Source organism: Vicinamibacteria bacterium, assembly GCA_035620555.1.
Taxonomy (GTDB): Bacteria; Acidobacteriota; Vicinamibacteria; order Marinacidobacterales; family SMYC01; genus DASPGQ01.
In genome coordinates, this window is sequence record DASPGQ010000582.1 from 1 (window position 1) to 12,299 (window position 12,299).

Here is a 12,299-nt window from a genome sequence, read left to right on the forward strand (position 1 = left end):
GGAGCACGACGACCTGACCCAAGTCTGGGCGAACTTCGACATCGAGGAAGCAGAGATCGAAGCCGCCCTGTCGAGCTGAATTGAGGATTCTCGGGATCGACCCCGGTTCCCAGGTGACAGGATACGGGGCGATCGACAGCGACGGTGCGGAGCATCGTCTCGTCGAGCACGGCGTCATCCGGACCCGGTCGGGGCTTCGTTTTCCCGAGAAGCTTCGCGTCGTTCACGACCGGCTCGTGGAAGTCGTGGAGCGTGCGCGGCCCGATCAGGTCGTGGTCGAGGATCTCTTCTACGCATCGAACGTGAAGAGTGCGCTAAGGCTCGGTCACGTTCGGGGTGTCGTCATCCTCGCTGCCGTCGTGCGCGGTCTCCCCGTTGCCGAGTACGCGCCCCTCGAAGTCAAACAGGCCGTCGTCGGCTACGGTCGGGCGGACAAGTGGCAGGTCCAGAAGATGGTCGCGACGCTTCTGAATCTGGAGTCGCCCCCCGAGCCCCATGACGCGGCCGACGCCCTCGCCGTCGCCATCTGCCACGCGCATCAACTTCGCTTCATCGAAAAAGTCGCACCGGCGTGATTGCTTATCTCGAGGGCACGCTCCGGGAGAAGGGCCCCACTCTCGTGGTCGTTCTCGCCGGAGGCGTCGGTTACCGCGTGTTCATTCCCGTCTCGACGTTCTATGAGCTACCGGAGGAGGGGGCGAATGTCGCCCTGCGTGTCTACACGCACGTCCGCGAGGATGTGCTCGCACTCTATGGGTTCATCACCGCGGTCGAGGAGCAGCTTTTCGGCAAGCTCATCGGGGTTGCCGGCGTGGGGCCGGCTCTCGCCCTCAAAATCATGTCCGGGCTCGAGGCGCCCGCGCTCGTGAGCGCGATCCGAGGCGGCGACCTTCGCCGGTTGAACGCGATTCCCGGAGTGGGAAAGAAGACCGCCGAGCGGCTCGTGCTCGAGCTCAGGGACAAGATGCCTTCGCTTCCAGCCATCGAGCCGCCCGGGCGAACGCCCCCTGCCTCGTCCCTGGCCGAAGATCTGGTCTCGGCGCTTGCGAACCTCGGCTTCGCTCGACCTCAAGCGCAGAGGGAGGTCGACCGTGCCCTGCGGGAGACCCCCGACGTGCGGTTCGAGGAGGCTCTCAAGATGGTGCTTCGAAGGCTGTCCCAGTGACGCGCCAGGAGGTGCTGGAGTTGTACCGAGACCGGCGCGCGAGTCGCGCTCGGGACAAAGAGGCGCGCCGCAAGAACCTGACCCGGGTGGCCTGGGCACGGCTCGTCGTCTTCTTCGCGGGCGTGGTGATGCTCTGGTTCACCTGGGAGACCGATCGTCTCTCCTGGCCATGGCTCATCGTACCCATGCTTGCCTTCTCGTTTCTCGTGGCACGCCATCATCGGCTTCGAGAAGCTTTTGTGCGCGCCGAGCGCGCGGAGAGTTTCTACGCCCGCGGCATCGACCGGATCGAAGAGCGCTGGCAGGGCCGGGGGCGTACCGGGGAGACTTTCCTCGAGTCGGGGCACCCCTACGCGCGGGACCTCGACGTCTTCGGCCGGGGCTCGCTCTTCGAGCTGCTGGCGACGACCGAGAGTCCCTGGGGTGAAGCACGGCTCGCGGAGTGGCTGAAGGGTCCGGCGGCAGCGGACGAGGTGGTCGAGCGGCAGCAAGCCGTGCGGGAGCTGGCCGCGAAAGTGGACCTGCGGGAGGCGATCGCGATCGAGCGCCGAGGCGAGGAGGAAACCGTCGATGCCAAGGCCCTGAGCGCCTGGGCGACGGCACCCCCGGTCTTGACCGCATCGTGGCTGCGTTTTGTTGCTCTGCTACTTGGCCTCCTTAGCCTGAGCTTCGTCATCGCCTGGCTGGCCTCCTGGGTGAGTCGCACCCCAGTTCTATTCGTCCTTGCCGCGAGTGGCGCTTTCGGCATGCTGTTCCGGGAGCGTGTGCGCTCCGTCATTGGGAGCGTCGAACGGCCGGCGCGCGATCTCACCCTGTTGTCGGTTCTGCTGGAGCGCTACGAAGCGGAGACGTTTTCCTGCCCCAAGTTGTTGTCCGTTCAGACGGCGCTCTCGGCCGCGCATACGAAAGCCTCGGTGCAGATAAGCCGACTCAACCGGATCATCGAGCTTCTCGACGCCCGACGAAACCAGCTGTTCGCTCCGTTTGCCGCGCTCGCCTTGTGGGGGACTCAGTTTGCCTTCGCTCTGGAGAGCTGGCGGAAACGCGTGGGTTCTGCCGTGCCCGCCTGGCTCGACGCCGTTTCCGAGCTCGACGCCCTCATGGCCATGGGAACCTATGCGTTCGAGCATCCCGACGATTCCTTTCCCGAGATCACGCCCGGTGATGCCTTGTTCGATGCCGTCGACCTCGGGCATCCGCTCATCCCTGAGGATCGTCTGGTGCGAAACGACGTTCGTCTCGGTCGAGAACTTCGGCTGCTGGTCGTCTCCGGATCCAACATGTCGGGGAAGAGCACCCTGCTTCGCTCGATCGGAGTTGGCACCGTGCTGGCTCTCTCCGGGGCCCCGGTGCGGGCGCGAAGCCTGGTCGTTTCGCCTCTCGTCGTCACCGCCTCCATCCGGATCGAAGACTCGCTTCAGGACGGCATCTCTCACTTCTATGCCGAGATACTCCGACTTCGCCAGGTCATGGAGCTCGCTTCCCAGGGAGGCTCGGTGCTCTTCCTGCTCGACGAGATCCTCCACGGAACGAACTCGCACGACCGACGGATCGGCGCCGAAGCCGTCGTGCGCGGGCTCGTCGACCGAGGGGCGATCGGCCTCATCACGACTCACGACCTGGCTCTTTCCCGGCTCGCGGAAACGATGCACGAGAAAGCCGCGAACGTTCACTTCCAGGATCGGATCGAGGACGGCAAGATACGATTCGACTACAAGATGCGAGACGGGGTCGTGAAGAAGAGCAACGCCCTCGCCCTCATGCGCTCCGTGGGGCTCGAAGTGTGAGTTTGAGGTAACATCCGCCCGGAGACATGAGCGAGCGTTTGGTCGCGTTGGGACGCACGCCCGAGGACATATCTCTCGACGCGTCGCTCAGACCCAGGCGATTCTCCGAATACGTCGGACAGGGGAAGGTCCTCGCTCAGCTCCAGATCGCGGTTCAGGCGGCACGAGAGCGCGGCGAGGCCATGGATCACCTCCTCACCTACGGCCCTCCCGGACTCGGAAAGACGACGCTCGCACACGTCGTCGCGGTCGAGCTCGGCGTCGGCATCAAGACGACCGCCGGCCCACTGATCGAGAAGTCGGGCGATCTCGTCGCCCTGCTGACGAACCTCCAGGAGCGGGATGTGCTCTTCATCGACGAGATCCATCGGCTTCATCCCGCTATCGAGGAGGTCCTCTATCCGGCGATGGAGGACTTCAAGCTCGACATCATCATCGGCCAGGGTCCGTCGGCGAAATCCGTCAAGATTCCCATCGCGCCTTTCACCCTGATCGGCGCCACGACTCGCGCCGGTCTCCTGACCTCACCCTTGCGAGCCCGCTTCGGTATCGTGCATCGGCTCGACTTCTACACCGACGAGGATTTGACCCGGGTGCTCACGCGGTCGGCGTCCATTCTCGGCGTTCCTCTCGAGGACGCCGCCGCGGCCGCCATCGCCCGAAGGGCGCGGGGGACGCCTCGAATCGCGAACCGCCTGCTCCGGCGGGTGCGGGACTACGCGCAGGTCAAGGCGGACGGTACCATCAGCAGCGAAGTCGCGGCGGACGCGCTCACCCTGCTCGAGGTGGACGAGATGGGTTTCGACGAGATGGATCGAAGCATCCTGCGTACGCTCATGGACAAGTTTTCTGGAGGTCCCGTGGGTCTCGCCACGGTGGCGGCGGTGGTGGGTGAGGAGCCCGACACGATCGAGGATATCTACGAGCCTTACCTGATCCAGATCGGGTTCCTCGACCGAACGCCGCGCGGCCGCGTGGCCACCGAGCGCGCCTATCGGCACTTCGGATTGACTCCGGCAAACCCCCAGAAGCGTCTGTTTTGACGCGAAGACTCCCGCTGTCCGATTTCGACTATTCTCTTCCTCGCGAGCTCATCGCCCAAGAGCCTCTCGAAAAGAGGGATCGGTCTCGGCTCCTTTATCTCGGCTCCAGCGGAGACATCGAGCATCGTCGTTTCTCCGACCTCCCCGCATTGCTCTCGCCGGGAGATCTTCTCGTCCTCAACGAAACGAAAGTGTTTCCCGCGCGGCTCTTCGGCCGTCGGGCGACGGGCGGCGCGGTCGAGCTCCTGCTTCTCGAGTCGGTATGCGAGAGAACCTGGCGCGCTCTCGCCCGCCCGGCGCGGAAGGTCGGGGCCGGCGACCGGCTCACGTTCGCCGGGGGAAGGCTCAGGGGTGAGGTGGTCGAAACCGAGCCCGAAGGGCGCACGATCGTGAGATTTCACTACCAGGGTGACTGGGACGGGCTGCTCGACGCGATCGGAAAAACACCGATTCCACCCTATATCGACCGCCGAACGGATGAGCGACTCCTTCGAGAGCGCTATCAGACGCTCTTCGCACGAAATCGTGGGTCGGTCGCCGCGCCGACCGCCGGGCTCCATTTTACCGATGAGGTTTTTGCCGAGCTCCGGAATCGCCGGATTCGAACGGCACGGTTGACCCTGCACGTCGGTTACGCGACGTTCGCGCCGATTCGCGGGTCGAGGTTGGAGGAGCATCGGATGGGCGTCGAACGGTTCTTCATACCCGAGGAGACGTTCCGCCTCGTCGAGACGACCCGACGTTCCGGGGGCCGGATCGTCGCCGTGGGCACGACGACGGTTCGCGCCCTGGAGAGCGCGACGAGCGCCGGCTGGGACGAGACCGATCTCTTCATCGCGCCCGGCTACCCGTTTCGGGTGGTGGACCGTCTGGTTACGAATCTCCACCTTCCGAAAAGCAGCCTTCTCGTCCTCGTCTCGGCTTTCGCCGGGATCGAGAACGTCAGGCGCGCTTACGGAGAAGCCGTTCGCGAGCGGTACCGTTTCTACAGCTTCGGCGACGCGATGTTCCTCGACCGCGCTTAGTTTCTCTATACTTCGCTTGTGCCATAATCTCCGCCGTGAATCACCGGGAGCTACTCGAGATCGTCGAGGAGAGCGTGCGACTGAAACGCTCGTTCTTCGAGAGCCGCGGTGACGAGGTGCTCCGGGCCGGGGAAATGCTGTCATCGGCTCTCTCGCGCGGCGACAAGCTTCTCGTTTTTGGAAACGGGGGAAGCGCCGCCGACGCACAGCATTTCGCCGCCGAGCTCGTGAACCGGTTTCGTGACGACCGGCCGGCGCTGCCGGCCATCGCGCTCACGACCGATAGCTCGATCTTGACGAGCGTCGCCAACGACACGGATTTCCGGAAGACCTTCAGTCGTCAGGTCGAGGCGCTCGGCCGTTCCGGTGACGTGGCGGTGGCCATCAGCACGAGCGGAGCCTCGCCCAACGTTCTCGAGGCCGTGCGCGTGGCCCGGGCAAAAGGTCTCGCCACTCTGGGACTCGCGGGCAAGGACGGCGGGGAGCTGGCCCGTCTCACCGACCTCTGTCTAACGGTGCCGCACCCAGAGACCCCGCGGATCCAGGAGATCCACTCCCTGCTCATCCATCTGTTTTGCGAGATGATCGAGGACGCCCTCTACCCAGGCTGAGCCCGATGCCGTCGAAGTACCCCGTCCCCCCGCTCGATCTTTCGCGCCTCGAGACCTACCCCCTCGCCGCCCGGAGGAGCAAGGTTTCCCGCGAACAGCTGGGAAGGGCTCCCGAGCCGGGAGAGAGTTTCCGCTCGTTCTGGGAGCGGCTTCCCGACGTTCTCGCTGCCTCTAATCTTCGCGATCTCGTCAGCCGCATGCACAAGGCGCGAGAACGAGGCCAAGCCCTCCTCTGGGGAATTGGTGCTCATGTGATCAAAGTCGGCTTGTCTCCCGTCGTCATCGACCTGATGAACCGCGGCTACGTTTCCGGGATCGCGCTCAATGGCGCCGGCATCATCCACGATTTCGAGATGGCCGTCGCTGGGCAGACTTCGGAAGAGGTTGCCGAAGTTCTCGGCGCGGGAAAGTTCGGGATGGCGGAGGAGACGGGAGCGTTTCTGAACGACGCCATTCGTCGGGGCGTCGAGGATGGTATGGGCCTCGGCGAGTCGGTGAGCTCGTTTCTCACGAAGAACGATCCCGCCCACAAGGAGGTGAGCATCCTCTGGAACGCCTACCGTCTCACCGTGCCCGTCACCGTGCACGTCGCCGTAGGAACCGACATCATCCACATGCATCCTCAGGCCTCGGGGGCGGCGATCGGGGAGGGAAGCCTCCGGGATTTCCGGCTGTTCGCGAGCCTGGTACGGGCGCTTCACGGTGGCGGTGTGTACCTGAACTTCGGCTCCGCCGTGATCCTGCCCGAGGTGTTCCTCAAAGCGGTGAGTGTCGTCCGGAATCTTCGATTCCCCCTGAGCGATTTTTCGACCGCCAACTTCGATTTCATCCGCCACTATCGGCCGCGGGTGAACGTCGTCGAGCGCCCCGTCACCGGAAAGGGAAGAGGCTTCGACTTCGTCGGCCACCACGAGCTGTTGCTGCCGTTGCTGGCCGCCGCCCTCGTCGAGACAGCCGAGCCCTGAACCATCGGCGAGCCCAAACGAACGCCCATCTGAAATCCGAAAGTGAAATCGGGCGAAAAACGGGAAAGGTCCTCTACGAAACGCCACTCGTAGACGAAACGTTCCGAATATCGGAATCGAATGCCGAGCGCGAGCTGCTGCGATCCTTTGTTGAGAACGGAGAGCTTGCCCGTGAGCGGCGGGCGCGCGTGGTCGAGCTGAAAAACACCGACGAGCCGCGGCTTGAAGCGCCAGTCGAAGCCGACCATGAAGGAGAAATAGTTTCTCGCCGGTATCTCGTCGGGCTTGCCCAGGACATGGTAGTTGGCGTTGGCGTAGAATCCGAATCGCCTGCCGACGCGGTCGAGCGCCAATCCCAGGCCGAGGTCGGCCTTTCCACTTCCGCTCAAGCTGTCCGGATCGCCGGTCGGGAGCTTCAACTCCGTCCGCGCACCCAGGCCCAGACCGTTGTGCTCGACGAGTGTCTTCTTGAAATGCAAGGACAAGTCGCCGACGGCGCCGAACGAATCCCGCCCTTCGAAGATCGTCGAGCCGTTTCGCGCGTAGAGAAACTCGACGAGGCCGTTGTCGGTCTGTCCCCGAAGGAAATTGGGAAGGCCTAACGCCTCGTGGAACCCGCTCACGAAAGGATCGAGGAAGCCGCCGTAATAAACGTAGAAAGGCAGAGTCGCGCGCAGCTCCACGGCTCGGGGAAAGCCTCGCGCCACCGAGATGGCGGTTCTCAGATACTCCAGGTCGAGTCGAATTCGCTCGTCCTCGAGCTCCTGGTCGAGGATGACGTTGGAGTAGTCGAATTGGAGCCCGACCGACGTCTCTCCGGGTGCCAGGCTTCGGGAGATTTCGGGTGTCATGGAGACGAAGAGGAGCGCGAGCGGGAACTGGTTGCGATTCCCCATCGGACCGCGCCATGTCTCTACGGGGAGATCGGACTCCTGCGAGGCGGTAGCCGCGCTCGATCTACCGAAAAGAACGAGTGCCACGGGGAGAAGGGAATGTAACCGCAAGAGGTCGTGCTCATTCCTATGATATACGTTTCGGCGTGGGCCTGGATTCCAAACGGCGCTCGGTGGGAAGCGGGGTGAGCTGGGAGGAGGAGTTCGGCTACTCACGCGCCGTGCGGGTGGGCGATCGCATCTTCGTCTCGGGCACGACGGCGACGGGTCCCGACGGCGTCGCCGCGCCCGGTGACGCCGCGGGACAGGCTCACTTCGTGTTGGACAAGATCGAGAGCGCCATCGTGGCTCTCGGTGGCACGCTTTCGGACGTGGTCCGAACACGCGTTTTCGTGGCGCGGCTTCAGGATTGGAGCAAGGTGGCGGCGGTTCACGGAGAGCGTTTCCGCGGGATCCGTCCCGCCAACACGCTCGTTCGTGCCGACCTCATCGGTGAGGAATACCTCGTCGAGATCGAGGCCGAGGCGGTGGTGGGCTCCGCCGGCGCGGAATGACCGAGTCCATTCGATTCAGCGTTCGCGTCAACAACGATCTCACGATCGACGATACGGTTGCTCTCGCGCTTGCTGCGGAACGAGCCGAGTTCGACCAGTTCTGGATGAGCAACGACCTCTTTTTCCGGAGCGCTCCCGTCGTGCTCTCGGCGGTCGCCCAGGCCACGGCCCGCATCCAGATCGGAACCTGCATCTTGAATCCCTTTACCATCGACCCCAGCGAGATCGCGATGATCGCCGCCACGCTCGACGAGCTGTCGCAGAATCGTTTCCAGCTCGGGCTCGCGGCGGGGTCTCGTAAATTCATGGATTGGGTGGGTATCGAGCATCGCGTGCCCCTCACCGCCGTGCGGGAAACGGTTGCGATCGTTCGGGATCTTCTCGCGGGGAAGTCCGCCATGATATCGGGTGAGCGCTTTCGCTGGCGAGACGGCGCGTACCTCCGTTTCCGTCCCTCCAGGAGGACGCCGATCTACATCGGGGCGCTCGGCCCGAAGATGCTCCGGCTCGCCGGAGAGATCGGGGACGGGGTCCTCCCGCTCCTGTTTCCGCCGGAGCATTACCATACGGTCAAGCCGTTGATCGAAGAGGCGGGACGAGAGCTCGACCTCGCCGCTTGCGTCTGGGTTTCGCTTTCCGAAGATGCTGCCGCCGCGCGCCGGGCGCTCGCCGAAAAGATCGCTTATTACGGTCCTGCCCTGACCGCAACCGTCCTCGAGCGGCTGTCGCTCACGCCGGACGACTTCGTCGCAATCGATCGCGCGGTGACCGTGGAGCGCGATATGGACAAGGCCTCGAAGCTCGTCGACGAGAGAATGCTCCGAATCGGGATCGTGGGAACACCCGGGGACGTCATCGCCCGGCTCGAGCCTCTGGTCGACGCGGGGGCGCGCCATCTGAGCTTCGGGCCGCCGCTCGGCCCGGACCCACTCGAAGCGGTGGAGCTCCTCGGCCGCGCCGTGCTGCCGCACTTTCGGGGCTGACGTTTGCATTGCAAACGAATCGGATACCATAGAAGCCGTGAGCCTGATTCGAAGCCAGGTCAAGACGAGCTCCGACGTGTTCCGAAGGCGCTATCAGGCCAACCTCGCGCTCAACCAGGAGCTCGCGCAGAAGCTGGATACCATCCGAAAGGGCGGCGACGAACGATCCCAGGCGCGCCATCGAGAGCAAGGCAAGCTCTTCGTGCGCGACCGCATTGCCCACCTCTGCGACGACGGCGCCCCTTTTCTCGAAGTCGGACCCCTGGCCGGATATCAGCTCTATACGGACGACGTCCCCGCGGGTGGGATCGTCACCGGAGTGGGTCTGGTTCGCGGCCGCCAGTGCATGATCGTCGCCAACGACGCGACGGTGAAAGGGGGCACCTACTACCCCATCACCGTCAAGAAGCATCTCCGCGCCCAGGAGATTGCGCTCGAGAACCGGCTGCCTTGCCTCTATCTCGTCGACAGCGGCGGTGCTTTTCTTCCGCTGCAGGCTGAAGTCTTTCCCGACCGGGACCACTTCGGGCGAATCTTTCGCAACCAGGCCGTTTTGAGTGCCGCGGGCATCCCGCAGATCGCGGCGGTCATGGGCATGTGCACCGCCGGTGGCGCCTACGTGCCGGCGATGAGCGATCAGGCGGTCATCGTCAACAGGACGGGAACGATTTTTCTCGCCGGCCCTCCACTCGTCAAAGCGGCGACGGGCGAGGACGTATCTGCCGAAGAGCTCGGGGGCGCACAGGTTCACACCGAACATTCCGGCGTCGCCGATCACTTCGCCGAGGACGACGAGCACGCGATCGATATCCTTCGCGACATCGTGGGACATCTCGGCAAGCGCGATCAGGCGAACGTGAGGCTCCAACCGTCGGAGGCGCCGGCCTACGACCCCGACGAGATCCTGGGCGTTTGGCCCCGCGACCTCAAGCGACAGATCGACGTGAGGGAAGTTCTGGCCCGCATCTTGGACGGAAGCCGCCTCTTCGAGTTCAAGCCTCGCTATGGAACGACGCTCGTAACCGGGTTCGCGCACATCGAGGGTATCCCGGTCGCCATACTCGCCAACAATGGGGTGTTGTTCAGCGAGAGCGCGCTCAAGGCGACCCATTTCATCGAGCTGGCGACGGCGGAGAAGATCCCGCTGCTCTTCGCCCAGAACATCACCGGCTTCATGGTGGGAGCCGACTACGAGCGTAGGGGTATCGCCAAGGACGGGGCGAAAATGGTGCACGCCGTCGCCACCGCCCGCGTTCCCAAGATCACGATCATCCTGGGTGGAAGTTTCGGCGCGGGAAACTACGGGATGTGCGGCCGGGCGTACGATCCCCGCTTCGTCTGGAGCTGGCCTACTAGCCGGATCTCGGTGATGGGAGGCGAGCAAGCGGCCGCCGTTCTCGTCACGGTGAAGCGAGACCAGCTGGCGCGAAAGAACCAGAGCCTCTCGAGCGAGGAAGCCGAGGCGATCGCCCGGCCGATCCGCGAGAAGTACGAAGAGGAGGGCCATCCTTATCATGCCTCCGCCCGCTTGTGGGACGACGGGGTCGTCGACATGAGAGAGACCCGGAAGGTTCTGGCGCTCTCCCTGGCGACGGCGCTGAACGCTCCCATGGATGAAACGAGGGTCGGCGTTTTCAGGATGTGACCGATGAAGAATCTCATCCGGATCGCGAACGCCGGTGGTTATTGGGGCGACGATCCCTACGCGTTGCGCCGCCAGGTGCTCGGCGAGCTCCCTCTCGATTACATCTCGATGGACTTTCTCGCCGAGATCACGATGAGCATCCTGCAGAAACAGCGCGCCCGCGACCCCGCGGCCGGCTACGCCCGGGATTTCGTGAAACAGATCGAGCCGGTGCTCGGAGAGGTCCTGGACCGCGGGATCAAAGTCATTACCAACGCCGGCGGAGTCAACCCCGAGGCCTGCGCCGAGGCCCTTTTCGGTCTCGCCCGCGAGCTGGCTCTCCCTTTGAAGATCGCGGTGGTGAGCGGCGACGACGTGCTGCCGCGCCTCGGCGAGCTCACCCTCGACAACATGGAGACGGGCGAGCCGCTGGGTGATTACCGCGACCGGGTGCTGTCCGCCAACGCCTACTTCGGCGCGATGCCCGTCGTTGAAGCGCTCCAGCACGATCCGAACATCGTTCTTTCGGGCCGGGTGACCGATACGGGAATCACGCTCGCCGCCCTGATTCACGAGTTCGGGTGGGCGGCGGACGATTACGACCGCTTGGCACAGGGGATCGTTGCCTCACACCTCATCGAATGCGGTGCCCAGGCGACGGGCGGCAATTTCACCGATTGGGAAAAGGTCGATAGCTACGTCGACATCGGTTATCCCATCGTCGAGTTCGAGCCTGACGGCACCTTCGTCGTGACCAAGCATCCCGGCACCGGCGGGCTCGTGAGCCTTCAGACGGTGCGGGAACAGTTCCTTTACGAGATGGGTCACCCGCAGCTCTACATCACTCCCGACGTCATCGCCGACTTCACCACGATGAAGCTCGACGCCTGTGGAGAAAGTCGCGTCCGGGTTACCGGCGCGCGGGGCTCGGCGCCGACGGATTGGCTCAAAGTGAGCCTGGCTATCGAAGACGGGTTCAAGTCGCAAGGGACTCTGATGGTGTCGGGCCCGGATGCGCGTGCCAAAGCCGCCTGCTTTGCCGGCATCTTATGGACGCGTGCCCGCAACGAGCTCGAGCGAGAGGGGCTCGACTTCTTCGAGGCCCACCAAACGGAATATATCGGTGACGACTCCACCCATCGTCGGCTTACGCCCGAGCACCGGCCGACGGAGATCCTCCTCAAGCTCGCCGTGCGTGACCACGATCGGAAAAAGCTCGAGATCTTCCGAAAGCTTCTGCCGGGCCTGATCCTGAGCGGTCCGGCCGGGGTGGCGGTCACCGGGGGTGCGCCTTCCATCTCGGACGTCGTTCGGTACTGGCCCAGCCTCATCCCCCAGGCGAAGGCGCCCGCCCGTTTCGAGATCTGGTCGCGGATGGAGAACGCAGACCGTGCGGAAAAACTCTTTGCCAGCGGCGATCTGAAATGGCCGGAGACCCGTGGAACCGCGGAAGCCACGGGTCCGGTCGAGGCTCCGGTTCCGGCCGAGACAGCCGCGGCGAAGACGATCGAGATCCCTCTGGCTCTCATCGCTCACGCTCGAAGCGGAGACAAGGGTGACACCGCCAACATCGGTCTCATCGGCCGAAGCGCGGACTGCTACGTCTGGATTCGCGATCACGTCACCGCGGAGCGCGTCCGGGATTGGTT

At 64.2% G+C, this 12,299-nt stretch carries 11 protein-coding genes and 1 pseudogene; 11 read left to right on the forward strand and 1 reads right to left on the reverse strand.

Features of this window, described 5'->3' with window-relative positions; genetic code table 11:
• Positions 1-80 precede the first annotated feature (80 nt).
• From ruvC to VEK15_23740, 7 genes are read left to right on the forward strand one after another with little or no spacing between them, the layout of a single operon-like run.
• Complete coding sequence (gene ruvC / locus VEK15_23710) at positions 81-575, forward strand: crossover junction endodeoxyribonuclease RuvC (GenBank protein ID HXV63728.1); 495 nt, start codon at positions 81-83, stop codon at positions 573-575.
• Positions 572-1,165 carry a Holliday junction branch migration protein RuvA gene (ruvA, locus tag VEK15_23715; protein ID HXV63729.1) on the forward strand — a complete coding sequence of 198 codons (594 nt, stop codon included), beginning with the start codon at positions 572-574 and terminating at the stop codon, positions 1,163-1,165. The genes ruvC and ruvA overlap by 4 nt, the downstream gene beginning before the upstream one ends.
• Complete coding sequence (locus VEK15_23720) at positions 1,162-2,952, forward strand: DNA mismatch repair protein MutS (protein HXV63730.1); 1,791 nt, start codon at positions 1,162-1,164, stop codon at positions 2,950-2,952. The genes ruvA and VEK15_23720 overlap by 4 nt, the downstream gene beginning before the upstream one ends.
• A gap of 26 nt (positions 2,953-2,978) precedes the next feature.
• Positions 2,979-3,995, forward strand: coding sequence for a Holliday junction branch migration DNA helicase RuvB (gene ruvB, locus VEK15_23725; protein HXV63731.1), 1,017 nt, complete (start codon positions 2,979-2,981; stop codon positions 3,993-3,995).
• Positions 3,992-5,020 carry a tRNA preQ1(34) S-adenosylmethionine ribosyltransferase-isomerase QueA gene (gene queA / locus VEK15_23730; protein HXV63732.1) on the forward strand — a complete coding sequence of 343 codons (1,029 nt, stop codon included), beginning with the start codon at positions 3,992-3,994 and terminating at the stop codon, positions 5,018-5,020. Before ruvB ends, queA begins: the two co-directional genes overlap by 4 nt.
• A 35-nt stretch (positions 5,021-5,055) precedes the next feature.
• Positions 5,056-5,631 carry a D-sedoheptulose 7-phosphate isomerase gene (locus tag VEK15_23735; GenBank protein HXV63733.1) on the forward strand — a complete coding sequence of 192 codons (576 nt, stop codon included), beginning with the start codon at positions 5,056-5,058 and terminating at the stop codon, positions 5,629-5,631.
• Between the two features lie 5 nt (positions 5,632-5,636).
• Positions 5,637-6,596: a hypothetical protein gene (locus tag VEK15_23740; protein ID HXV63734.1), complete on the forward strand. Its 960-nt coding sequence runs from the start codon at positions 5,637-5,639 to the stop codon at positions 6,594-6,596.
• 47 nt (positions 6,597-6,643) lie between these two features.
• On the opposite strand, the pseudogene VEK15_23745 reads toward VEK15_23740, so the two are convergent.
• Positions 6,644-7,705: pseudogene (locus tag VEK15_23745) on the reverse strand (DUF3187 family protein).
• Here VEK15_23745 and VEK15_23750 point away from each other — a divergent pair.
• The 4 genes from VEK15_23750 to VEK15_23765 form a co-directional block, all read left to right on the forward strand.
• The gene (locus VEK15_23750) at positions 7,636-8,043 is read left to right on the forward strand and encodes a RidA family protein (GenBank protein ID HXV63735.1); all 408 of its coding nucleotides are present in this window, start codon (positions 7,636-7,638) and stop codon (positions 8,041-8,043) included. The pseudogene VEK15_23745 and the gene VEK15_23750 overlap by 70 nt on opposite strands.
• Entirely contained in the window at positions 8,040-9,026 is a 987-nt protein-coding gene (locus VEK15_23755) for an LLM class flavin-dependent oxidoreductase (protein HXV63736.1), read from the forward strand. The genes VEK15_23750 and VEK15_23755 overlap by 4 nt, the downstream gene beginning before the upstream one ends.
• A gap of 37 nt (positions 9,027-9,063) precedes the next feature.
• The gene (locus tag VEK15_23760) at positions 9,064-10,671 is read left to right on the forward strand and encodes a carboxyl transferase domain-containing protein (protein ID HXV63737.1); all 1,608 of its coding nucleotides are present in this window, start codon (positions 9,064-9,066) and stop codon (positions 10,669-10,671) included.
• A gap of 3 nt (positions 10,672-10,674) precedes the next feature.
• Positions 10,675-12,299, forward strand: a 1,625-nt coding sequence (locus tag VEK15_23765) for an acyclic terpene utilization AtuA family protein (GenBank protein HXV63738.1), incomplete at its 3' end; no start/stop codon positions are given.

Excerpts from the sequence above, each read along its gene's own strand:
- VEK15_23740 (HXV63734.1), top strand. The coding sequence starts at position 5,637 with ATGCCGTCGAAGTACCCCGTCCCCCCGCTCGATCTTTCGCGCCTCGAG.
- VEK15_23755 (HXV63736.1), top strand. The coding sequence starts at position 8,040 with ATGACCGAGTCCATTCGATTCAGCGTTCGCGTCAACAACGATCTCACG.
- ruvB (HXV63731.1), top strand. The coding sequence starts at position 2,979 with ATGAGCGAGCGTTTGGTCGCGTTGGGACGCACGCCCGAGGACATATCT.